Consider the following 21,695-nt stretch of genomic DNA (forward strand, 5'->3'; position numbering starts at 1 on the left):
TCTAACGCATGCGCTTAATTACAAAGCGTTGAGTACATCCGCAAGTCGAGTGACAGCAGTCGTCAGTTCTTCTGGTGTGGCATTGGTAAAGTTAAGACGCAGAGCGGCTTTTACCTTTGAACCTTCCGGATAAAATACTGGGCTAGGCACCACAGCAACCCAGTTTGCGAGAAGGGTTTTCGCAAGTTCGAAGGTGTCGCATTCTGGAATTTCGACCCATACAAACATGCCACCATCGACAGGTTTGAGTACGCAACTTTCTGGCAGCTGTTTTTGCAGCTCAGCAAACATGACATCGTAACGCGATTTGTAAAGCGCACAGATGGTTGAAATGTGTGTTTCGAAGTTGTCATGTCGCAGTAGACCATGCAGCAAAGCTTGCATAGGAATACTAGAGTGCAGATCGGCACCTTGTTTGATTTTGATGAGTGGCTCAAGGTAACTGCGTTTGCCCGTTACCATACCAATACGCAAGCCTGGAGAGGCGATTTTGGAGAATGAACGCAACACGATGGAGTGCTGCGGGCAGAAATCCGAAACCAGCGGTAGTGCTTCACCAGAAAAACGCAGCTCGCGGTATGGTGCGTCTTCAATGAATGCAACGTCGTATTGGATACAAAGTTCGGCAACTTTTTGGCGAGTCTCTAGCGCCCAGCATACGCCCGTTGGGTTGTGAAAATCGGGCACGGCGTAGAACATTTTCGGTTGCTGCGTAGCAAAGCATTGCTCAAGTTCTTCAAGGTTTGGACCACATTCTGTTTGCGAAACGGTCACGATATTGGCTTGCACTAAACCAAATACCTGCATGGCTCCAAGGTAGCTTGGCGCTTCCATCACCACTTTATCGTCCGGATTCACGTACGCACGCGCAATCAAATCTAGCCCTTGCTGAGAACCCGTTGTGATCATCGCCAAATGAGATTCTGGTAGCTGGTAATAATCGGTCAAAAAGTTAAGTAGCGGTGCGTAGCCTGCTGTTGCGCCGTATTGAAACACCTCTGGCATGTTCGCGAGGTTTTCGAGCGTCGGTTTCATTAAGTCGATCGGGAAGGTTTTTTCGTCCGGTAAGCCACCCGCAAGAGAAATAACGTTCTTATCGCTCGCTGCTGCGAGGATCTCTCGAATATAGGATGACTTAGTTTGTTGTAATGACTGTGCGATTTCCATGTGCTGTGCTTCTCGTAATTGTCTTTTTTTATGTCAGAAATAGTATAGGTAAATTGCCAAGCTTGGTGTGTCCATTTATGCTGTTAAACGTGTCCATTTATGCTATTTAAGCAAAAGTTTACTCCGTGAGCCATCAACAAGTTTCCAGAATCAATGACGTGCTGTTTTACATTCATCAGGACATTAGCAGAGATTTATCAGCTAAAGAGCTAGCAGATGTAGCAGCCTATTCTGAGCAACACTTCCATCGTATTTTTAAAGATGTGGTAGGGGAGTCTGTCCATCAATATATCCGCCGCACAAGAATGGAATACGCCGCCAATCAACTGATGTTTGATACCAGCTCGTCGGTGTTAGACATTGCTAACAAGTGCGGTTTTAGCTCGGTATCTTCTTTTAGCCGAGCGTTTAAAGCGACGTTCGCTATGTCACCTGGTGCGTGGCGAAAGCATGATTTACAAGTCGCAGAAAAACCGTATTTGAAGGATCCGGAAGTGGCTGCGGGTTATCATCGTGTTGCTAAACGCGAGTTGCCAGAACCTAAAATTATGGAGGTTCCACAACGCTTTGCGGCGTATGTTCGACATGAGGGCTATAACCGTTCCATTCGCAATGCGTGGCTGATTTTGAAAGCGTGGGCAAGTTCTGAGAATCGGGACTTTTCGGTTCAATACGGCTTGCATCACTCCAACCCTGCTTGGGTAGAACTCGACAAGTGTCGCTATGTGGCTTGTATGGAGATTGATACGCCGCTCAAAGTGCGTGGCGTCGTGAATCAAATGACCATCCCAGGCGGTTTACATGCCGTCTTTCGCTTAACGGGAGTATATGGTGAGCTTCTTCCTCAACTGAGTATGGTATTAGAGAAGTGGTTGCCTAACTCTGGCTTTAAACAGCGTTCTACACCCGCTTATGTCCATTATCATAAAAATCACTTTCTCAGCCATGATGAGGCGTTTGAGCTGGATTTCTATCTGCCCATTAGCTTCTTCTAAGGATGAAAACGAACGTATTATCTTGTGAGTCGATTTGTGGTGAGCAAAGAGCTGACCAAGAACGCCATGAAGAAAAGGCAGAGCTTGTGCTGACTCTGCCATTTCTAGGGGATCTTAAAAGTTTGCGTCTGTATCAGTACCAACGGATACGTTAAGTCCGCTAGTTGATTGATAAATGCTGAAAGTTTCGCCAGCGACAATACCTTCTTCAGAATCGTCATTTGCCGTACAGGTATAACCGACTGAGTAAGTACCAGGTTCTACAAAACCGAATTCGTACTCGTAATTTGCATCATCAACGTCTTGAACCACGTTCGCTGCCGCGATTGGCATTGCTTGGCCTTCTGCGCCGGCAAATGGCCCCATGTTTTCTTCGGCGATATTTCCTTGATATAAGTAGATCGCGTGCGCATATCCATTTGCACTTGGGGTATCCGTTTCGCAGCTTTGATAGGTCAATGTTGCGACATCACCCTGAATCTCCCCCGTTGTCACCGTGTTAATTAAAGTGACGGAGGTGCGTTGAATTCTGTAGCCTTCGTTTTGGCCTGTTCCGTCTTTTAAGCCACGGCGCAGATCAAATTCAACTACGAACTCATTATTGTCAGGGTTGACTGCAAAGGTGTTGTTAAAGAACAGCACTCCAGAGTCAGGATCCTTTCCGACACCTTGTGGGCAAGCCCCATCACCTTTGACGGTCAGTGGGATTTGATTTCCTGTCGCTTCGTCAATCACATATGATGGGTAGTTTGGATGATCGCCATCATTAGCAAACACGCAGAGTTTATAATTACCAGTTGGTATCAGTTCATCATCCACCAATTCTTGCGCGTCACTGCCTTGGAAGTTGAGTAAGTTAACACTTAGTGGGAGTGGATCTTCACCTTCGGGAAGGGGGTTACCATCTTCGTCGACCAAATTGCCTTCTTCGTCTGTTTTATACACATCGAATACTTGTGGTGTGCCACCATCCAGAGGAAGAAATGCAACTTTGTTATATGTGATCACCACTTCTGATACGTCATCAATAGGGGCATCTGATACAGACAAAGTAACAGGAGTCATTGTACTGACAGAGTCACTGTCTGAATTACAGCCAACAAGTGCAACGGCTATTGATGCACTGATTAGGCCAATTTTCATGCTGTTCATTAGATGTACCTTTTTATGAGAAGTGTATTAAATGTAGCCGATTATTGACAAAGTACAGAATAACAACGAGCGGAGTTACCGGGCCGAAAACAGTGACGAACCATCATTAAGACGTTCAGTAAAAGTGTGCTCAAATCGACGATATTGTGCTCAATGAAGTGCTATGGTTAAGAATGTGTCGCTCAAAAAATGAGCGGAGATATACATCAATAACTCTAGCCAAGAGGTCTCTATGTTAGGTGAAAATCACTCATTAACTCATGAATTCCCAGAACATTTGGATACCATTACTCAGCTTGCCGAAAACGATGCATCATTTGCTGAAACCGTTAAAAACTACAATGCTTTAGATAAGGAAATCCGCGTACTAGAACTGCAAGGAAGCCCGATTGATGATCACGAAATGAACGTGTTAAAACATAATCGAGCTGAGCTCAAAGATTGGCTCCACTCGAGAATTATGGGCTCTTAGCGACGCAATGATCATCGGCTCGTAATCTACGAGCCGATTTTAGTTTCAAGGGACGATGCCAAGTATTCCAACATTAGGATTGCTGAGCAGGAGCTTGGAGTGGCAGGTGGCCTGTTTTTACCCAAATGACCGTTTCTTGCTCTACAAAAGGAAAGTGCTCACTCATATGTGGACTGCGTATCCAAGAGTAGGGAGGATAGGTTCCTAGCTCGTCTTTAAATTCCCCCGATAACACAAAAATTTCTTCACCACCAAAGTGACGGTGTGGTTGAAACTTCTCGCCTTTCGGCCATTTAACCAATGCGACATGTTCATGCTGAAAATCATGCAATGGCATGACTTTCAGCCCACCGATGCCAGGTAACCAATTCGCTTCGTTCGTGTTGATGCGAACTGTTTCTAGATCATCAGAATTGAATTGATTTAGTTTAACTAAAATCACACAGCCTTCTTTGCTATAGGGCGCATGTTGACTTCCAGGAGGGTTACGCAAGTAGGTTCCAGCAGGGTAGTCACCATCTTCGTCAGAGAACACTCCTTCGAGCACTAATATTTCTTCTCCGTGAGGATGAGGATGAGTCGAAAAGTGCGAGTTTGGCTCATACTTCACTACGCTGGTGGTGTGCCCTGATTCTTTGGCTTCTCTTTCCAAAGGTTTACGCCACACGCCTTTGGAAGGGCTGGCGATCCACTCCTGTTCACCTGTTTCTATCACGATTCTTTTCGAGAAATCCATATTCAACATACTGAAATTCCTTTACTTATCTAATGATTGACTCTCAATAGTATACGTATAAAAAACATCAATTGATTCACTTGTTGATAGTCAAAATCAGGGATTGAATACGAGCTAGCAGTCGGAACCGAGTTAAATTTCTGCTTGTGTAATGATAATTGTTATATTATAACATCTCGAAATTAAATGTTATAACATAACAAAAGGAAAGAAGTAGTGAATAAGAAATTGGTTTCTCTCGCGATCGGTAGCATTTTTGCGTCCCCTGTTTTTGCCGATACATTATCGAACCCACAGATTGGTGTTGTTGTTGATGGCTACTACCAAGATGGTCAACGTCATAATTCTGAGCGCGAAGAAGGCTTTGGCCTAGGCCATACGGAATTGAACTTATCATCAAATATTGACGATAAGTTTCACGGTGCGTTGACCGCTGTTCTTGAAAGTCATGGCGATGAGACAGAACTAGAGCTTGAAGAAGCATTCATCGAAACTTTGGCATTGCCATACGGTGTAAACGTGCGCGCAGGCCGATTCCTATCTGACTTCGGTTACCTCAACAATCAACACATGCACACTGACAGTTTCGTTGAACGCCCAATTGCTTACCGTACTTTCCTTGGTTCGCATTACTATGATGACGGTGTACGCGCAAACATCGTTCTGCCAACCGATCTTTACGTGAAGTTTGGTGTAGAAGCATTAAGCGGCAACAAGATGTCTTCTGTTGAAGATGGCTCTAAAGTTGGTGTTTACACGACAACGATGAAGCTTGGTAATGATTTCTCTGAATCTTCCAGTTGGCAGTTTGGTTTAAGTTACCTGCGTAACGAAAATGGCAAAGTTAAAGAATTCGAAGATCACGACCATGGTCACGAAGAAGAACATGACCACAGCCACGCTGCGGCTGTAACGGGTGCAAACCTATACGGCGCAGATTTTGTGTGGAAGTGGGCACCAGATGGTAACTACAAGTACAGCAACTTCACGCTATCTGCGGAATACATGTTGTTAGACGGTGTAGTAGACAGCAAATACAAGAACGATGCAGAGTCACCAGACAACCTAAGCGCATACTATGTTTCGGGCGTTTACCGCTTCAACCCAAGTTGGTCTGCAGGCCTACGTTACGGCGAAGCAGAAAGCTATGATGGCCACGCACACGGCGATCACATGCATTTCACAGCACTGAATGATAAAGAGATGGATGCGATGATCGCATGGGATTCTTCTCATTTCGGTACGATCCGTGCGCAATTCACTCGCATTGATAACCAAGACAGCGAAACAGACAACGTGTTTACTCTGCAATACGTAATGACATTTGGAGCGCACGGTGCACATGCGTTCTAAACTTGCGATAAGTAAATGCAGTTTAGTGATGATGGCGGCGGGATCTGCCATCATCTCTTCGCCTGCTTTGGCTCTTAACATTTTCGTTTGTGAGCCTGAATGGAAAGCTTTTTTTGAAAGTCATGCCCCAAACGCCACCATTTACTCAGCAACCACGGCTAAGCAAGATCCGCATTATGTTCAAGCTCGTCCGTCTTTGATTGCCAAGATGCGCCAAGCTGACATGGCGATGTGCTCTGGCGCTGAGTTGGAGGTAGGTTGGTTGCCGATGCTTCAAAATCGAAGTGGCAATAGTGCCGTTCAAAATGGTGCTCAAAGCATGATTTATGCGACCGATTTCGTGCGTATGTTGGACTCTCATGATCATGTTGACCGCAGCATGGGGGACATTCATGCGCACGGAAACCCACATGTTCAATTTGCGGCAAATGACATGATTCCATTATCTCGTAAAGTAACGGAGCGCTTAAAAGCGATTGATCCCGACAACGCGCAAAGTTACCAAGTGAATGGTATGAAGTTTCGCGCGCAGTGGCAAAAAAAGCTCAATGAATGGAATGAGAAAGGCGCGGCTTTAAAGGGTAAGCAAGTTGTCGGTTATCACGCGACGTATCGTTATTTGTACGATTGGCTCGGAATGAAGCAGATTGCCGATCTCGAACCTAAACCGGGCATTTCACCGACCACATCTCACCTGCAATCACTTACCAAGTTAGATGCCGACAGTTTTGATGCGATTGTTTACTCCTCTCATCAGGATCTGCGTCCAGCGAACTGGTTGCAGGAGCATACTGACAAACCTGTGATTCAACTGCCATTGACCGTTTCTGAGGGTGAAAGCTTGGATGAGATGTACGATCAGGTCATTGATGATTTACTGGATGTGTTAGTGCCACCCGTTCCAGTGAAGATCTAAGTCATGGCAGATTATGCATGGCTTTTACCTGCGGTTTTGTGTGGCTTAATTGCGTTAGTTGGCAACATCGTTCTGGGGCAACAAGTTCTTAATCGTCAGATCATCTTTATAGATTTGGCGGTGGCGCAAGTTGCGGCATTGGGGGCAGCACTAAGCCACTACTGGTTGAGCCAATACGCGCTGTTCTCAGGCTCATTCTTTGGTGAAATGATTGGCCCTTGGGTTATGTCTTTGATGCTTTGCGGTTTGATTGCCTTAATGGAGAAACGATACCAGCAACATTTAGAGCCCATGATTGGCAGCTTGTTTGTGGTGTCTGCATCGCTGGCGATCCTGCTGGTGAGCAAAGACCCACACGGCGGAGACTTTATTCAAGGCATTCTTAATGGGCAACTGTTATGGGCGACTTGGGCAGACGTTTGGCCTTTGGCACTCATTACCGCTGCGATGTTGCTATTGGTTTGGTTAAAACCTGCGTTTATGCGCGGTAGTGGTTTTTATCTTATCTTTGCTATCCTGATGCCCATTACGGTCAAGTTAACCGGCATTTATTTAGAATTTGCTTTGTTGGTGATTCCAGCTTTATGTACGGCAGCATTGAAGGGAACTCGATTCTTTGTCGCCAGTATCAGCATCGGTATTGTTGGGATTTTATCGGGTATTGCCGCATCGGCTCGCTACGACTTACCAAGTGGTGCGAGTATTGTGATCACCCTGTTTATTACTGGAATGTTGTTTAATCTTTTGCTTCAACCTTTTCTGGTGAAAATAACAAAACCAGCTTTTGTAAGAGATTAAGAGACAAGTAATATTGGTCTGATGAAGTAGTATTTGAGTCATCAGATCAATACTTTTCTATCCAAGTCCTCCAATCGTGTAACTTTGCTCCTTCCAACACACTTTCTTAAGTTGATCTTGCCATAGTCATCAAGTTGCCTTGATTAGTTCACATCCGACTCCCAGACTGTTTCTATAGTTTTTATAAGATATAAAAGACCCTGCGTATGAGAAGCGCAGCTGTAGCGCGACTAGGCATAAAAACAAAAAACGCTAGGGATACAAGCGAATTTGTACTCTCAACATTTAAGGAAGACCAAGATGAAAGACGAAAAAGTCGCCGTCGTTACAGGGGCTGCTCGCGGTATAGGGCAGGCCATTTGCGAACAATTACTCGAAGATGGATTCCACGTCGTGGGGCTAGATATCTCGCCTGTGGAGTGGAGTCAGTCGCCAAACCTTTCAAGTTATCAAGTGAATCTCTGTGAGGCCGCAGCGGTAAGTGAAGTGGTCGACAGCATCGTCGCGAAACATCAACGCATTGATGTTCTGGTCAACAACGCCGGGATAACGAGAGATGCACTGCTGCCAGACATGTTAGAGCAAGACTGGGACAGCGTTATCGACGTGAACCTAAAGGCGGTGTTTTTACTCACCCAGCGCGTTGCACCTGTCATGCTAGAGCAAGGCGCAGGCAGTATTGTCAGTATTTCGTCTATCGTGGGAACGGATGGCAATATTGGTCAAAGTAATTATGGCGCGAGTAAAGGTGGCGTGATAGCGATGAGCAAAGGCTGGGCGAAAGAGTTAGCAAGAAAAGGCGCTCAAATCCGAGTCAACTGTGTTGCTCCAGGTTTTATCGCTACCGACATGACAAAGAGCTTGCCTGAAAAAGTCATTCAAATGATGGAAAGTAAAACGCCTCTGGGACGCATGGGCTCGGCGCAAGACATTGCCAATGGCGTTGCGTTTCTAGCGTCTGATAAAAGTGCGTTTATAACCGGACAAGTGCTCAAGATTGATGGTGGGTTGGTGTTATAGCTCGCTAATCAAAATCTCAAATAACAAACGCCCTTTACTTATGTGAAGGGCGTTTTTGTTGGGTAACGCTATTCGGGCTTTTGACACGTTCACTTTATTCGTTTCGCACTGCCGGATTTGTATGATTAAGTATAGAGTTAGAACACGTAATTCATTCTGGCATCGTTCTCTGTTATTAACCTAGCAATGTAGCTAATCAAAAATATTAACTTCGAAATAGAATAACTATTGAGGTATTAAAGTATGATTTTATTGCCCATGATATTGTTTTAAATGATAATGCCACTAAATAATTAACTTTGAATACTCACTATGTACTTAAAAACTGTACTGTTTAGCGCGTCAACTCTTCTTATTTTGGGCTGTAACTCCGAATCAACTAACCCATCTACTGAAGAAAGCGGATGGATAGTTGTAAGCTCTCACTCCGAGCCAAGAAAACATCAGGTAATATACGAAAAACATAGCAGGAAAGGTCTAAGTCTTGCCACTAACGTTCCGGATCTTGACCTGCCTTTAACTTACCAATTGGCGAACCAAATCATTGAGGTCAAAGAAGAGCTTACATTTGGTGAAAATATTGATGGGAACCGCCTAACTTGGAAAGCTATTGGCAATTCTAAACTTAGAGAAAACCAAGTCCACTACGGAGTTAATAAAGATTACTCAGCTTCTAATGAAGGTATTGCTATCGGCTATGTTAACTTTGAGTCGAGGTTTGAGGCTGAAGGAAAGCTTGGAATCGAAAAGTTATTCATTGCGATGTATGACGATGTCAAGAGTGTCAAATTTTACTCTGGATGGGATAGTTCTAAAATATCTTGTTACCAAAATACGTTTGATGAAGACTTAGCTTGTTACGGTGAAATTTTAATTAACGACGATATAGTTCATGTTTTTGATAAATATCTGCCGTATGAATATGTAAACATGGTTTACGACACCGTTATGTCCAAAGGTCGAGAAGAGATAATTGAGGCAGATTTTCAACATCAAATTAAATACTTACTAGTCGCTAAAGAGAATAACGTTGAGATGCATTAGACTACATTAGCTTGATTACTTTTTGGTAATGAGTGGCTTTTCGAAACCGATGTGACCATGAGCAAGATTATTGGATTTTACAAAACTCATTTATGTTCAAAAAATGAGTTTTGTAGATATTAAAATGCATGGAGCCAATGCTCTCACTGATTCTATGAAGTTTTTTGTGCGCTCTAACCACAAGACAATCTATAAAAGACGTTGAGCCAACGTCTCTGCCACAATGCCACCTGTTAATAAGGCTGAATTTCAATGCCTGTTTCTCATTACCATTCAAATGTGCGCTGGTTAATGATTTTTCTGTAAGTAACACAATTGAACGTGATAGAAGTAACAAAATCGCTTCCTTGCGGTAACGTTCCCGAAAATTTTATATATTATCGCCCCATTGATACAAGTGATAGAGACGCTCTGTATCTGAGCGCTCTGAAATTCAGGCTTTAGATGGACATTTAAAGTCACCATATGTTTGCAATTTTTCTTGGGAACGTTTGCAAAACCCTGAGTATAAATTTACGTGAGACTATGGAAATGAAACTACACACTTTGACGATGGCAGTAGCGCTTGGGCTGGTTACTGCACCTGCATTCGCAACAACAGATGTTGCCGCTCTTGAAAAGCGAATTAATGAATTAGAACAGAGGCTTGAACAGACAGAAAAAGTATCCGTAGAAGCAAATGAAAAAGCCTCAAGCTTTGAGTTTCATGGCTACGCTCGTTCCGGGCTGCTCATTAATGATGATCTGAATGGTGCAGTGGGTACTGGTCCTTACATGACGGCAGCTGGTGCTATTGGCGCGCCAATTGGACGACTAGGGGTTGAGGATGATCATTATGTGGAAGCAAACCTTATTCACAAACGCTTTGCAGATGATGGTTCCAGCGCTTTGTTTCGAATCATGCTGGCAGATAGTACGGAAACCAATAACGAATGGACAGCGAGTGAGAGTCAATTAAACGTTCGTCAGGTATATGCTGAGCTAAACAAGTTGAGCATGTTCTCTCAATCAAGTGCGTTTGCTGACGCAACGTTTTGGGCAGGTAAACGATTTGACCGTGATAACTTTGACATTCACTTCTTTGACTCGGATATCGTTTTCCTATCTGGTACTGGTGCAGGCGTGTATGACGTCCAAATGAGCGATTCGTGGAAAGCAAACTTCTCGATCTATGGTCGTGATTTTGGTGAGATTGATAGCTCGTCAACGGATGTTGAAAACTATATCGCGACAATGAACAACCGCTTTGGTAATTGGCAATTGATGCTGAGCGGCATGACGTCTGCTGATAACAATGATCGCGTAGAAGGTGCAGCGGACAAAGGTTTACATGCGATGTTTGCTTACCATGGCGATAACTTCTTTGGCATGAGTGAAGGCTTGTCTAAAACAGGTATTTTGATGGGTGATGGACTGGGTGCAGAACTTAAAGGCATTGGTTCAAACGGTGATTTGCTAGAAGACGCAAAAGCCGTACGTTTGTTCAGTTATGGTGTAACACGCATCGGCGACAACTGGCGTGTAGCACCTGCGTTGTTAGCAGAACACAGCCAAGATCGCTTTGCTAAAAATGATGAATTTACGTGGGCATCGTTCAACATCCGCTTAGCGCAAGAGTTTACACAAAACTTTGAGATGGTTTATGAAGGCTCATACCAATACATGGACCTAGACAATGCGATTGATAAAGCAAGTGGCAGTTTTTACAAAGCGACAATTGCACCAACGCTTAAGATGTCTACCGCAGCAGGGTTCTTTGACCGTCCGGAGCTACGTTTTGCTGTTAGCTACGTTGATTGGAGCGAAGACTTGAATGGCTACTCGATTAGCCAGGATGCGGGCGCTGCAACGATGGGTGATGGTGGTGAAGTTCTGTTTGCACTGCAAATGGAAACTTGGTTCTAAAGGGCTCTAACCGAGAAAGAGTAATAAGAAAAGCGCCAACTGATTTCAGTTGGCGCTTTTTCATCAACAGGACTGACGCTCAATTGTTTTGAAGGTTAGCACCATCTTACTCATTTCAAAACTTCTGTTGGCAATTCTGTCTAGCAACAGTTTCGCACCATTTTCACCTGCTTTATCAAATGCATAGTTAAATGTTGATAAGGTTGGGGTGCACACTGATGCGAGCTCATCATCACCAACTCCTAGCACTAAAACGTCTTTACCCGGTGTTAACCCGAGCTCTTGAATCGCTCTCATCGCACCGATAGCAATACGGTCTGTCGCACAGAACAAGCCATCTAGCTTACGGTTCTCTGTTAAGTGTTGTTTTGCCAATGAATAGCCAGAGTCGATGGTAAAGTCACCACGAGCATGAAAGGCGAGCTCAAAACCATGGTGTTGCAGCGCTTGAACAAATCCTTCAGAGCGTTGCTTATCTACCGCGATATCGTCACCTTGTACGCCAATAAAGCCCATGGTTTGGCAACCTTTTGCAACCAGTCTATTTCCCGCTTCAAACCCTACTCGTGCGTCATCATGAATGATGCTTGGAATATTAAACATGGAACCATCTTGACCGACGAGCACAACTGGGACCGCTGAGTTTTGAATTGCTTTTACCAGCTTGGAATCGAGGTGGGTGGCGTAAAGAATGATCCCTTCAACCCGTTTTTGGTTAAAGATCTGAATGTATTCCAGTTCTTTTTCGTGGGCTTGGTGAGTGCTAGCAAGTAAGACATGTTTCCCAGCTTTTTCAAGGACATCGGTTAATCCATCGACACCTTGGGATGTAGCATGAGAGGAAACCCTAGGAACAATGACACCAACCAGATTGGTCTTTTGAGATTTTAGATCTTTAGCGACTTGGTTCGGCACATAGCCACACTCCGCTACTGCTTGGCGGACCTTCTGTTTTGTCGCTTCTTTTACGCCATACTCATCGTTTATAACCCGTGACACTGTTGATTTTGATACGCCAGCCAGACGGGCGACATCATGCAGACTCGCCATTGTTCCTATCCATTCTGTTTTTCGTTTTTGGGATTGTTTGCAAAGAGAAGATGAAAAGCTCTTTGATAAGTAGCGATTCTAACCTCCTATACTGCTGTTAGGGAGATAATTTGACGATCATTCTCACACTCTCTCTGCTTTATCTTTGATCATTTGGTTTTATTGAGCAAAAATCTGTTTTGCAAACGTTCCCGAAAATTTAGCAAGCTCAGATAATAATCCAATGGGGTATGAAATGAATTATCCGGCAGTAGCAAAAGAGTTGTTAACTCTATTAGGTGGTAAAAGCAACATCACCGCACTTGCACATTGTGCGACACGCTTACGCCTTGCCGTTGCAGATGAGCAAAAAATAGATGAACAAGCGATTGATAGCCTTGAAGGGGTAAAAGGGCAGTTCAAAGTTGCGGGTCAGTACCAAATCATTTTTGGATCAGGCATCGTAAACCAAGTTTATGCAGAAATGGCGAAGTTGACGGGGATGAGTGAAATGTCCACCAACGACGTTGCGTCTGCTGGCGCAGAGAAACAAAACATCGTTCAGCGCGCGGTGAAAGGGCTGTCTGATATTTTCGTCCCAATCATTCCAGCAATCGTCGCTGGCGGTTTGTTGATGGGTATTTACAACCTACTGACTGCCCAAGGCTTGTTTATTGATGGTAAATCCTTGATTGAGGCCAATCCAGGACTGACAGACTTGGCGAACATGATCAACACGTTTGCAAACGCGCCGTTTGTTTACCTGCCTATTCTGCTGGCATTTTCAGCCAGCAAGAAGTTTGGCGGCAACCCATATTTAGGGGCAGCGCTAGGTATGTTGATGGTTCACCCTGACTTGCTGAATGGTTGGGGATTCGGCGGCGCATCTGTGTCTGGCAACATTCCGGTTTGGAATATTCTTGGTTTTGAAATCCAAAAAGTGGGTTACCAAGGTTCAGTGTTACCGGTTTTGGTATCGGCATTCATTCTTGCGAAGGTTGAGCTAGGCTTACGTAAAGTCATACCTTCTGTTTTAGACAACCTTTTAACGCCATTACTGGCGATTTTCATAGCGGGTTTGCTGACGTTTACTGTCGTCGGTCCGTTCACGCGTGATATCGGTTTCCTATTGGGTGATGGTCTGAACTGGCTATACAACACAGCTGGCTTTGTTGGTGGTGCGGTATTTGGTCTTATCTATGCTCCGTTTGTTATTACCGGTATGCATCACAGCTTCATTGCGATTGAAACGCAACTTCTTGCGGATATTGCGACGACAGGCGGCACCTTTATCTTTCCTATTGCGGCGATGTCTAACGTTTCTCAAGGTGCTGCAGCGTTGGCGGTGGGCATAATGAGTAAAGATAAGAAGATGAAAGGTATTGCGATTCCATCGGGTGTCACGGGTTTGCTGGGTATTACAGAACCAGCCATGTTTGGTGTTAACTTAAAACTACGTTACCCATTTATTGCGGCAGTTTGCGCTGCGGCGTTATCAAGTGCGTTCATTACAATGTTTAATGTGAAAGCTCAGGCATTAGGGGCCGCTGGTCTTCCAGGCATCATTTCCATCACGCCAGATAAGATTGGTTACTACATCGCGGGTATGGTGATCGCGTTCTTGACCGCATTTGTTCTCACCATTGTTCTTGGTATGCGTGACCGCGCTAAAGTCGGTAAAAAAGCAGCGGCTTAATCTGAACTCCTTAAGGGTGGAGTCCCCCAAAATCCACTTCTTTTCCTAAATGTTTGGGGTGCTAGCCAAGCACTAATGGCTTGGCTAGCCTTTTTCAATTTTTACTTGGTAGTGAAGGTGTTCAACACGTTGGACTATCAGGGCTTTAATTTTAAGGTAAGCAAGATGAATCAAGTGTGGGTAACTGGTGATGCTGTTGTCGATCTAATACCGGAATCTGAGACTTCTTTACTCAAATGTCCCGGTGGTGCACCAGCGAATGTCGCCGTAGCAATTGCTCGTCTATCTGGTAAGAGTGCGTTTTTTGGACGTGTGGGTGATGACCCATTTGGTCGCTTCATGCAATCAATACTCGATCAAGAGGGCGTTTGCACGGAGTTTCTCATTAAAGACCCTGAGCAAAGAACATCAACAGTGGTGGTGGATTTAGACGATCAAGGTGAACGCAGCTTTACGTTTATGGTAAAACCGAGCGCTGATCAGTTTATGTCTGTTGAAGACATCCCAAACTTTAAGCAAGGTGACTGGCTGCATGTTTGCTCGATTTCACTGGCAAATGAGCCAAGTCGAAGCAGCACATTTGAGGCGATCAAAAGAGCAAAAGCCGCTGGTGGTTTCATTAGCTTTGACCCTAACTTGCGTGATGAAGTGTGGCAAGATCAATCAGAAATCCAAGCTGTCGTGATGAAGGCTGTAGCGATGGCTGATGTGGTTAAGTTCTCTGAAGAGGAGCTTTTGTTCTTAACTGACTCAACATCGATGGCACAAGGTTTACAACAAATAGCCGCTTTGAATATTGCTTTGGTCTTAGTGACACAAGGTGCGAAAGGTGTTTGGCGCGTCTTTGAAAGTCAGAGTGAACTGATCGCAGGTCAAGTCGTTAGTCCGATTGATACCACAGGTGCGGGTGATGCTTTTGTCGGAGGGCTACTGGCATGTCTGTCTCAACATGAGGATTGGAAAAATCATCCTGTTGTTAGCTCTGCGATTCAATGGGCAAATGGCTGTGGTGCATTAGCGACGACGCAAAAAGGCGCAATGACCGCGCTTCCAACCCAGACAGAATTGCTGCGATTTATTGGGCAATGATCTTCAGATCCAATTTCAGTTGAGAAAAATTATGAGCTTAAACAACCGTTGGACTGTAGAGCAAAGATATCGCCGCCTTGAGCAAATCCCTCAGTGTGATATCGAAGAAATGACACTTTCACGTCAGCAAGATAAAGGCTTTCCTAGTTTTCATATCGCCCCTAGATTTGGGCTGTTAAATGACCCAAATGGGTTGTGCTATTTCAATGGTGAGCACCACATCTTTTACCAGTGGACACCTGTGGGACCAGTCCATGGAATGAAGTATTGGTATCACCTTTCTACTAAAGACTTCATCCATTTTACTGATCATGGCGTGGGTCTTCATCCTGACCAAGACTACGATTCACATGGTGTCTATTCGGGCGGCGCTTTGGTGGAAAACGACAAGGCTTTGCTGTTTTTTACTGGCAACAAGCGTGACCAAAACTGGAACCGAATTCCAACACAGTGCTTTGCCACCATGGATTCAGACGGCAACATTGAAAAACATGGTGTGGTCATTGAGAACGAACATTACACGGAGCACTTTCGTGACCCAAAAGTTTGGAAGAAAGGCGACGACTATTTGATGGTGGTGGGTGCTCAAACCAAAACCGAGCATGGCTCAATGGCGCTCTATCAAAGCAAAGATTTGAAAACGTGGCAGCATAAAGGTCCTATCAAGACCAAGTTTTCTGACCTTGGGTACATGTGGGAGTGTCCTGATTTCTTTGAGATTAATGGTCAGTCGGTGATGTTGTTTTCGCCACAGGGCGTGAGCAGTAGTAATCCTTATGATTTCAAAAACATCTATTCTGTCGCGTATATCGTGGGTGATCAGTTGAACCTAGAGTCGATGACTTTAGAAAACCACCAAGATATTTTACAGCCAGATTATGGGTTTGATTTCTACGCCCCACAAACCTATTTAGATGAGAGTGGGCGTCGCATTCTTATTGCATGGATAGGGTTGCCAGAAATCGACACACCATCGGTCACACACCAGTGGGCAGGAATGTTGTCTCTTCCTAGAGAACTAACGTTGAAAGATGGTTTTCTTGTTCAAACTCCACTCCCTGAGCTGAAGAGTTTAAGAAAAGAAGAGGTGGTCTTTGCACAATCCCATACACTGGAAAGCACCAGTTGTTTGATACAATTAGACCTTGTGGTCGATGGCTTTGAACTTGAGCTGAGTAACCTCAAAGGTGACAACATCGTCTTTAGTGCGACAGAGCACGAGTTTATGCTGGACCGTCGTCACATGTCTCATTTGTACGCAGAAGAATTTGGTAGCATTCGAAAAGCACCAAGATTGGGCGCTAAGCAGGCGATTGATATATATATCGACAATTCTGTCATCGAGATTTTCATTAATGGTGGCAAACACACGATGACCAGTCGTTTCTTTATTGATGACCTCAATAAGGTAACGTTGAGAGGGTTGGAGCAAGCAAGGCTTTTCCCTTTGAAAGGCATCACTGGTTTGTTTGAATCAGCTAAGTAACGGTTTCGATTACAAAGATATTAAAACGCCCTTCATTGATTCAGTGAAGGGCGTTTTTCTTTCTAACGATCTAACCTAACTATCTTTCACGTACGTAAGTCTTCTGAATCAAAGTATCTAACACTACTTCGCTCTTAGTGACTGTAAAGTTAAGCGGTTGTTCTAAATCACCAAACAGAGATGCGCCGCCGAGTTGGGCTTACTCATTATTGTTAGCATCTCGAACCTAACTCACATTAACACAACGTTTTTCCTTATAGCGTGAAAGAAAATCCCATAACCAAAGGTTCTAATTAAGTGAAAGGTCAGGACTTTTATTTGAAGATTCCGGCCTAATATCTTGGGTATGCCCATTTATCGAATGCGGTGGGTTACTTCATCATGCTTGCTGGCGCACTGAGTTTGCCAGTTTGATAATGCATTCAAACACAATAAGGGATAACAATGGCTAACGAATATATTCCACCAAAAGTTTGGACAAACGATAACGAAAACGGTGGCCAGTGGGCGAGCATTAACCGCCCGGACTCAGGCGCTCGTCATGAGCAAGAATTGCCTGTTGGGGAACACCCATTCCAACTTTATTCCATGGGGACTCCAAACGGCCAGAAAGTAACGATCATGTTTGAAGAGCTTCTGGCGGCAGGCGTAAAAGAAGCAGAATATGATGCATACCTGATCAAGATTGGTGACGGCGACCAGTTTGGTTCTGGTTTTGTTGCTGTGAACCCGAACTCGAAAATTCCGGCCCTAGTTGACCGTTCAGGTTCTGAGCCAGTGAACGTGTTTGAATCAGGTAACATCCTATTCTACCTAGCAGAGAAGTTTGGTCACTTTCTACCAAAAGAGGGCGCAAAGCGTGCTGAAGTGATGAACTGGTTGTTCTGGCTGCAAGGTTCTGCGCCATACCTAGGCGGTGGTTTTGGTCACTTCTACGCGTACGCACCAGAGAAGTTCGAGTACCCAATCAACCGTTTTACAATGGAAGCAAAACGTCAGTTAGATGTATTAGACAAGCGCCTCGCAAACAATGAATTCCTAGGTGGCGATGAGTACAGTATCGCTGATATCGCAACATGGCCATGGTACGGCAACCTTGTACTGGGTCGTGCTTACGATGCGGCTGAATTCTTAGACGTAGAAAGCTATAAAAACGTTGTGCGTTGGGCGAAAGCGATTGATGAGCGAGAAGCTGTCCAGCGTGGTCGTATTGTGAATCGCTCATGGGGAGAAGAGTGGGAGCAGTTACCTGAACGTCACAGCGCAGAAGATATTGATAAGGTATTGAAGCTTAAACCATAAGCAAACTTGGCTCAGTCACTTCAAGTAAGTTTGTTTTCATCCGAACTCATACTCCAAAACTGATCAAATCCATAGCGCATCTTACTAGATGCGCTACTTTTATTTGAATTGTAACCCCGTTGAAGATTATTCAATCTATAGATGGTTCTTTGCTTCTATTTGTCGTTTTCATATTCAACAAGCCCTCTGAATTTCTATTAACTATTAGCTGATGATATTCTAAAAATTTATACTTTAGATAACCTTAAATTTATAACTTAATTTTATATCTAGTATAAATAAACTTAATGATAATTAATCTTTGACATAACCTTTTATTTTGTGTGGAATGTGCAGGTTAATCTATTTAAATTAAAATTTATAGATAAATAAAATTTAAATAATTTACTGAATTCTACATCTAGCTTTGAGCAATGTTTAATTACAACTACTTATACCATGAAAGAGGATATGTATAATGTCGTCGTTTGAGTCGTACTGGGTTGGGGTACGTGAAAGAATTGCTATACAAACTGAAGGTAACCGAAATTTAAAGTCTTTAGTGATAAAAAAGCAGAGAGTGAACTTAAATAACAGTGGCTTATCTTTTCGCGCTAAAGCCGGATGCCTTATCCCTCATTGTTACACTCAGTTTACTGATGACGATACAAACTCAAAGGCATCGAAAAAAGCCTCCCTTAGTTTTAAGAAAGGGAAATTATACTTTTCTCCTGTCTAGTAATAGATAATATTTAGGTTATATATAAATTAAATTTTTATTTTTATCTGAAATTCTGACAATAAATTATTATGTTGTTATGACCGAGATGAAGCATTGGTTAGTAAATGATTAGTTCGGATTATTAATTGAATTGTAGATTTTCTTAGTTGCCCCTAGTTAGATAGTGATAAAATTTTTAGCTATCTTTTCCCGTACAAGCTTAGTTTTAGATCTGGCTTGTACGGTTTTTTCTCTGAACACTAATTACATAGCATAACGGCATGATTTCTCGCCTCTTGTCTCATCTTTCTAGACGAAAGCTCTACCTGCCTCTCATTATTCTCGACAAACATTGAGTAAAAGTAACTAATCGTAACAAGGTGGCTGTAACTGAGCGCCGTTTCAATATACTCGCTCTTTACCTAGGTAACCCTGCGCTTTGAATTCATTCGGGTACCGTTTGTAAGCCTTAAATGCTACTAAGATAAGATGTCATGATGAGAAAAAGTACTATATTAAACACAGTGTTAATTACAGGGTTCGCTGCTGTATCTTCGTTGGCTTATGCAGCACCAACCGTTGTGCCAAATGCACCGGAACTCAGTTCTCGTGGCTATGTTTTGATGGACTTTCACACTGGGAAAGTGCTGGTTGAACGTGATGCACATAAACGGCTAAATCCTGCGAGCTTAACGAAGTTAATGACGGCTTATGTGGCTGGTCAAGAAATTAACGCAGGTAATATTACTTTGGATGATGAGGTCGTCATTAGCCGAAATGCTTGGGCAAAAAACTTCCCAGATTCCTCAAAGATGTTTATTGAAGTCAATACTTCCGTTTCTTTATCTGACTTATACCGTGGCCTGGTTGTTCAATCAGGTAATGATGCTAGTGTGGCCATTGCTGAACATGTCGCAGGTAGTGAGTCAGGGTTTGTAAGCTTGATGAATAGTTGGGCTGCTAAGCTTGAATTAACTAACACGGCTTTCACCAACCCTCATGGTCTAGACAGTGACGGTTTATATTCAACACCTTATGACATTGCCAAGTTGGGTCAAGCTATTATTCGTGACTTACCTGACATCTACCCACTGTATAGCGAAACCTCGTTTACCTACAACGGTATTACGCAATATAACCGCAATGGCTTGCTTCGTGATCGCAGTATGAATGTTGATGGCATGAAAACTGGTTATACGAGCGGTGCTGGTTATAGTCTAGCGACTTCAGCGACTCAAGGTGATATGCGTTTGATTGCTGTTGTAATGGGAGCGAAAAGTGAGAATATCCGTGAATCCGAAAGCAAGCAATTGTTAAGTTATGGCTTCCGCTTTTACGATACGGTAATGCCAACCGAGGCAGGAACGGAAGTTGCGAACGCTCGAATTTGGATGGGCGAACAAGATGAGCTTAAAGTAGGCGTTGCCAATGACGTTTATCTCACTTTACCAAAAGGGGATGTGAAAAAGCTACAAGCTGAAGTTGAATATAATGGCGATTTGGTAGCGCCAATTTCTGAGCAACAAGTGGTTGGTAAAGTGCTTTACAAAGTCGAAGGTAAAGTTGTGAATGAAGCCGAACTTGTAGCGTTGGAATCGGTGGAAGAAGGCAGCTTATTCAAGCGAATTTTAGACTGGTTTAAGCAATTGGTCGCGAGTTGGCTCTAAAAAACAGCTAACTTCTGCCATTATCACTCTATCTTGTTATTGTTCTATTAAATCAATTTACTAAGGCGGCCAACGTGGTCGCCTTACTTTTTTGGAATACTCGTTGCGCTAAAACATCGAACCTTCTGTATGGGCTATTTTCGCCTAATTAGAAGCGTTTTTGTGTTTTTGAGTGCGAGAAAAAAGAAACTAGAACAAAAATGGAGTGACACGTGCACAAGATTTTATCTTTGACATTGATTTTATCGCTCATGGGCTGCGCTATGCCTTACCAGCAGCAGGTCGATAGTGGCCAATGTGTTGGAGTAATGACCTCTCAGGATGCGTATGGTTATTTAAACCCAAACCATTACACGATGCAGGTACTCGCGCTAAAGCAAGAAAAAGATGTGAAAGATTACATTCGTTATATCGATCCTAAGCATCCGGTTTGGGTTAACTGGAAAAACAGCCGAGGCACGCGTTGGTATACGGTAACTGTTGGCGATTTTAAAACGAAACAGGATGCCTACAATGCGCTTTCTTCACTGCCGAGCCGCGTAAAGCAATCATCCCCATTTGTGCTGACTTTTGCGGAAATGCAGCGTAAGCAACAAACGAGTGTTGTGAGAATGCGTTAGCCAACAAAAAACGGAAGCGATGGCTTCCGTTTTTGTATCTAAGGGTAAGATTAAAGCGCCGCTAAAATCGTTTCTGCTTTGCTTGCTTCAAACTCTTTTGGTTCTTCAACGTTAAGTTTGGTCACAATGCCGTTTTCAATGATCATGGCGTAGCGTTGTGAGCGAATACCACCAAAGCCGCCGGTATCCATTTCAAGACCTAATGCTTTAGTAAAGCTTGCGTCGCCATCACCCAACATCAGGATTTCTGAAGCGTTTTGAGCTTCGCCCCAAGCTTGCATCACAAATGCATCGTTTACAGAAACACAAGCTATTAAATCAACACCTTTTGCCTTCAACTCGTCGGCTAATACCACATAGCCTGGTAGGTGAGCTTCCGAGCACGTTGGGGTGAATGCGCCAGGTACAGCGAAGAGTACGACTTTCTTGTTTGCAAACAGCTCAGTAACGTCGTGGTTAACCATACCATCGGCAGTCAATTCGCTTAGAGTCGCAACTGGTAGAGCTTGGCCTTGTTGAATCATGATTTTATTCCTTTTTGTGTGCTA

The 21,695-nt window shown here is 43.8% G+C and carries 19 protein-coding genes and 1 pseudogene; 14 read left to right on the forward strand and 6 right to left on the reverse strand.

What is annotated here, in order from left to right; genetic code table 11:
- Positions 1-18: 18 nt before the first annotated feature.
- Complete coding sequence (locus L3V27_RS01245; RefSeq protein WP_237310789.1) at positions 19-1,167, reverse strand: PLP-dependent aminotransferase family protein; 1,149 nt, start codon at positions 1,165-1,167, stop codon at positions 19-21.
- A gap of 125 nt (positions 1,168-1,292) precedes the next feature.
- Here L3V27_RS01245 and L3V27_RS01250 point away from each other — a divergent pair, with 125 nt between their 5' ends.
- Positions 1,293-2,162, forward strand: a complete 870-nt coding sequence (locus L3V27_RS01250; protein WP_237308746.1) for a helix-turn-helix domain-containing protein — start codon at positions 1,293-1,295, stop codon at positions 2,160-2,162.
- Positions 2,163-2,276: 114 nt separating this feature from the next.
- On the opposite strand, the gene L3V27_RS01255 is transcribed toward L3V27_RS01250, so the two are convergent.
- A complete protein-coding gene (locus L3V27_RS01255) occupies positions 2,277-3,314 on the reverse strand; it encodes a DUF4382 domain-containing protein (protein ID WP_237310790.1) in 1,038 nt (345 codons plus the stop codon).
- A gap of 232 nt (positions 3,315-3,546) precedes the next feature.
- Here L3V27_RS01255 and L3V27_RS01260 point away from each other — a divergent pair, with 232 nt between their 5' ends.
- Entirely contained in the window at positions 3,547-3,786 is a 240-nt protein-coding gene (locus L3V27_RS01260) for a YdcH family protein (RefSeq protein WP_005392770.1), read from the forward strand.
- A 73-nt stretch (positions 3,787-3,859) separates the two neighbouring features.
- On the opposite strand, the gene L3V27_RS01265 is transcribed toward L3V27_RS01260, so the two are convergent.
- Complete coding sequence (locus L3V27_RS01265; protein ID WP_145472737.1) at positions 3,860-4,531, reverse strand: cupin domain-containing protein; 672 nt, start codon at positions 4,529-4,531, stop codon at positions 3,860-3,862.
- A gap of 207 nt (positions 4,532-4,738) precedes the next feature.
- Here L3V27_RS01265 and L3V27_RS01270 point away from each other — a divergent pair, with 207 nt between their 5' ends.
- From L3V27_RS01270 to L3V27_RS01295, 6 genes are all read left to right on the forward strand, one after another.
- Complete coding sequence (locus tag L3V27_RS01270; RefSeq protein WP_104972329.1) at positions 4,739-5,875, forward strand: hypothetical protein; 1,137 nt, start codon at positions 4,739-4,741, stop codon at positions 5,873-5,875.
- On the forward strand, positions 5,865-6,791 hold the full coding sequence (locus L3V27_RS01275; RefSeq protein WP_237310791.1) for a zinc ABC transporter substrate-binding protein: 927 nt from the start codon (positions 5,865-5,867) through the stop codon (positions 6,789-6,791). The genes L3V27_RS01270 and L3V27_RS01275 overlap by 11 nt, the downstream gene beginning before the upstream one ends.
- Positions 6,792-6,794: 3 nt before the next feature.
- Positions 6,795-7,589, forward strand: a complete 795-nt coding sequence (locus L3V27_RS01280) for a metal ABC transporter permease (protein ID WP_170892136.1) — start codon at positions 6,795-6,797, stop codon at positions 7,587-7,589.
- A 300-nt stretch (positions 7,590-7,889) separates the two neighbouring features.
- The gene (locus L3V27_RS01285; RefSeq protein ID WP_237310792.1) at positions 7,890-8,609 is read left to right on the forward strand and encodes a beta-ketoacyl-ACP reductase; all 720 of its coding nucleotides are present in this window, start codon (positions 7,890-7,892) and stop codon (positions 8,607-8,609) included.
- 312 nt (positions 8,610-8,921) lie between these two features.
- Positions 8,922-9,653, forward strand: a complete 732-nt coding sequence (locus L3V27_RS01290; RefSeq protein ID WP_012842374.1) for a hypothetical protein — start codon at positions 8,922-8,924, stop codon at positions 9,651-9,653.
- Positions 9,654-10,184: 531 nt separating this feature from the next.
- Positions 10,185-11,558 (forward strand): carbohydrate porin, encoded by a 1,374-nt coding sequence (locus L3V27_RS01295; RefSeq protein ID WP_237311545.1) that lies wholly within the window; start codon positions 10,185-10,187, stop codon positions 11,556-11,558.
- Positions 11,559-11,621: 63 nt separating this feature from the next.
- Here the strand turns inward: L3V27_RS01295 and L3V27_RS01300 are convergent, their stop codons facing one another.
- Positions 11,622-12,608, reverse strand: coding sequence for a LacI family DNA-binding transcriptional regulator (locus tag L3V27_RS01300; RefSeq protein WP_237310793.1), 987 nt, complete (start codon positions 12,606-12,608; stop codon positions 11,622-11,624).
- Positions 12,609-12,843: 235 nt separating this feature from the next.
- Here L3V27_RS01300 and L3V27_RS01305 point away from each other — a divergent pair, with 235 nt between their 5' ends.
- The 3 genes from L3V27_RS01305 (at position 12,844) to L3V27_RS01315 (ending at position 16,858) form a co-directional block, all read left to right on the forward strand.
- The gene (locus tag L3V27_RS01305; RefSeq protein ID WP_164665447.1) at positions 12,844-14,283 is read left to right on the forward strand and encodes a sucrose-specific PTS transporter subunit IIBC; all 1,440 of its coding nucleotides are present in this window, start codon (positions 12,844-12,846) and stop codon (positions 14,281-14,283) included.
- Positions 14,284-14,448: 165 nt separating this feature from the next.
- On the forward strand, positions 14,449-15,372 hold the full coding sequence (locus tag L3V27_RS01310; protein WP_237310794.1) for an aminoimidazole riboside kinase: 924 nt from the start codon (positions 14,449-14,451) through the stop codon (positions 15,370-15,372).
- Positions 15,373-15,403: 31 nt separating this feature from the next.
- Positions 15,404-16,858, forward strand: coding sequence for a sucrose-6-phosphate hydrolase (locus L3V27_RS01315; protein ID WP_237310795.1), 1,455 nt, complete (start codon positions 15,404-15,406; stop codon positions 16,856-16,858).
- A 79-nt stretch (positions 16,859-16,937) separates the two neighbouring features.
- Here the strand turns inward: L3V27_RS01315 and L3V27_RS23395 are convergent.
- Positions 16,938-17,048: pseudogene (locus L3V27_RS23395) on the reverse strand (dihydrofolate reductase); the annotation flags it as partial.
- Positions 17,049-17,302: 254 nt separating this feature from the next.
- Here L3V27_RS23395 and yghU point away from each other — a divergent pair.
- From yghU to L3V27_RS01330, 3 genes are all read left to right on the forward strand, one after another.
- Complete coding sequence (gene yghU / locus L3V27_RS01320) at positions 17,303-18,160, forward strand: glutathione-dependent disulfide-bond oxidoreductase (protein WP_074190461.1); 858 nt, start codon at positions 17,303-17,305, stop codon at positions 18,158-18,160.
- 1,197 nt (positions 18,161-19,357) lie between these two features.
- Positions 19,358-20,527 (forward strand): D-alanyl-D-alanine carboxypeptidase family protein, encoded by a 1,170-nt coding sequence (locus L3V27_RS01325; RefSeq protein WP_134646426.1) that lies wholly within the window; start codon positions 19,358-19,360, stop codon positions 20,525-20,527.
- 212 nt (positions 20,528-20,739) lie between these two features.
- Positions 20,740-21,147: an SPOR domain-containing protein gene (locus L3V27_RS01330; RefSeq protein ID WP_006741205.1), complete on the forward strand. Its 408-nt coding sequence runs from the start codon at positions 20,740-20,742 to the stop codon at positions 21,145-21,147.
- A 50-nt stretch (positions 21,148-21,197) separates the two neighbouring features.
- Here L3V27_RS01330 and L3V27_RS01335 read toward each other — a convergent pair whose 3' ends face one another.
- Positions 21,198-21,671, reverse strand: a complete 474-nt coding sequence (locus tag L3V27_RS01335) for a peroxiredoxin (protein WP_005396331.1) — start codon at positions 21,669-21,671, stop codon at positions 21,198-21,200.
- Positions 21,672-21,695 lie beyond the last annotated feature (24 nt).

It is taken from the genome of Vibrio sp. J2-3(2022) (assembly GCF_021725735.1).
Classification (GTDB): domain Bacteria; phylum Pseudomonadota; class Gammaproteobacteria; order Enterobacterales; family Vibrionaceae; genus Vibrio; species Vibrio diabolicus.

Excerpts from the sequence above, each read along its gene's own strand:
- L3V27_RS01315 (WP_237310795.1), top strand. The coding sequence starts at position 15,404 with ATGAGCTTAAACAACCGTTGGACTGTAGAGCAAAGATATCGCCGCCTT.
- L3V27_RS01305 (WP_164665447.1), top strand. The coding sequence starts at position 12,844 with ATGAATTATCCGGCAGTAGCAAAAGAGTTGTTAACTCTATTAGGTGGT.
- L3V27_RS01290 (WP_012842374.1), top strand. The coding sequence starts at position 8,922 with ATGTACTTAAAAACTGTACTGTTTAGCGCGTCAACTCTTCTTATTTTG.
- yghU (WP_074190461.1), top strand. The coding sequence starts at position 17,303 with ATGGCTAACGAATATATTCCACCAAAAGTTTGGACAAACGATAACGAA.
- L3V27_RS01310 (WP_237310794.1), top strand. The coding sequence starts at position 14,449 with ATGAATCAAGTGTGGGTAACTGGTGATGCTGTTGTCGATCTAATACCG.
- L3V27_RS01280 (WP_170892136.1), top strand. The coding sequence starts at position 6,795 with ATGGCAGATTATGCATGGCTTTTACCTGCGGTTTTGTGTGGCTTAATT.
- L3V27_RS01265 (WP_145472737.1), bottom strand. The coding sequence starts at position 4,531 with ATGTTGAATATGGATTTCTCGAAAAGAATCGTGATAGAAACAGGTGAA.
- L3V27_RS01300 (WP_237310793.1), bottom strand. The coding sequence starts at position 12,608 with ATGGCGAGTCTGCATGATGTCGCCCGTCTGGCTGGCGTATCAAAATCA.
- L3V27_RS01335 (WP_005396331.1), bottom strand. The coding sequence starts at position 21,671 with ATGATTCAACAAGGCCAAGCTCTACCAGTTGCGACTCTAAGCGAATTG.
- L3V27_RS01285 (WP_237310792.1), top strand. The coding sequence starts at position 7,890 with ATGAAAGACGAAAAAGTCGCCGTCGTTACAGGGGCTGCTCGCGGTATA.
- L3V27_RS01275 (WP_237310791.1), top strand. The coding sequence starts at position 5,865 with ATGCGTTCTAAACTTGCGATAAGTAAATGCAGTTTAGTGATGATGGCG.
- L3V27_RS01295 (WP_237311545.1), top strand. The coding sequence starts at position 10,185 with ATGAAACTACACACTTTGACGATGGCAGTAGCGCTTGGGCTGGTTACT.
- L3V27_RS01245 (WP_237310789.1), bottom strand. The coding sequence starts at position 1,167 with ATGGAAATCGCACAGTCATTACAACAAACTAAGTCATCCTATATTCGA.
- L3V27_RS01260 (WP_005392770.1), top strand. The coding sequence starts at position 3,547 with ATGTTAGGTGAAAATCACTCATTAACTCATGAATTCCCAGAACATTTG.
- L3V27_RS01325 (WP_134646426.1), top strand. The coding sequence starts at position 19,358 with ATGAGAAAAAGTACTATATTAAACACAGTGTTAATTACAGGGTTCGCT.
- L3V27_RS01255 (WP_237310790.1), bottom strand. The coding sequence starts at position 3,314 with ATGAACAGCATGAAAATTGGCCTAATCAGTGCATCAATAGCCGTTGCA.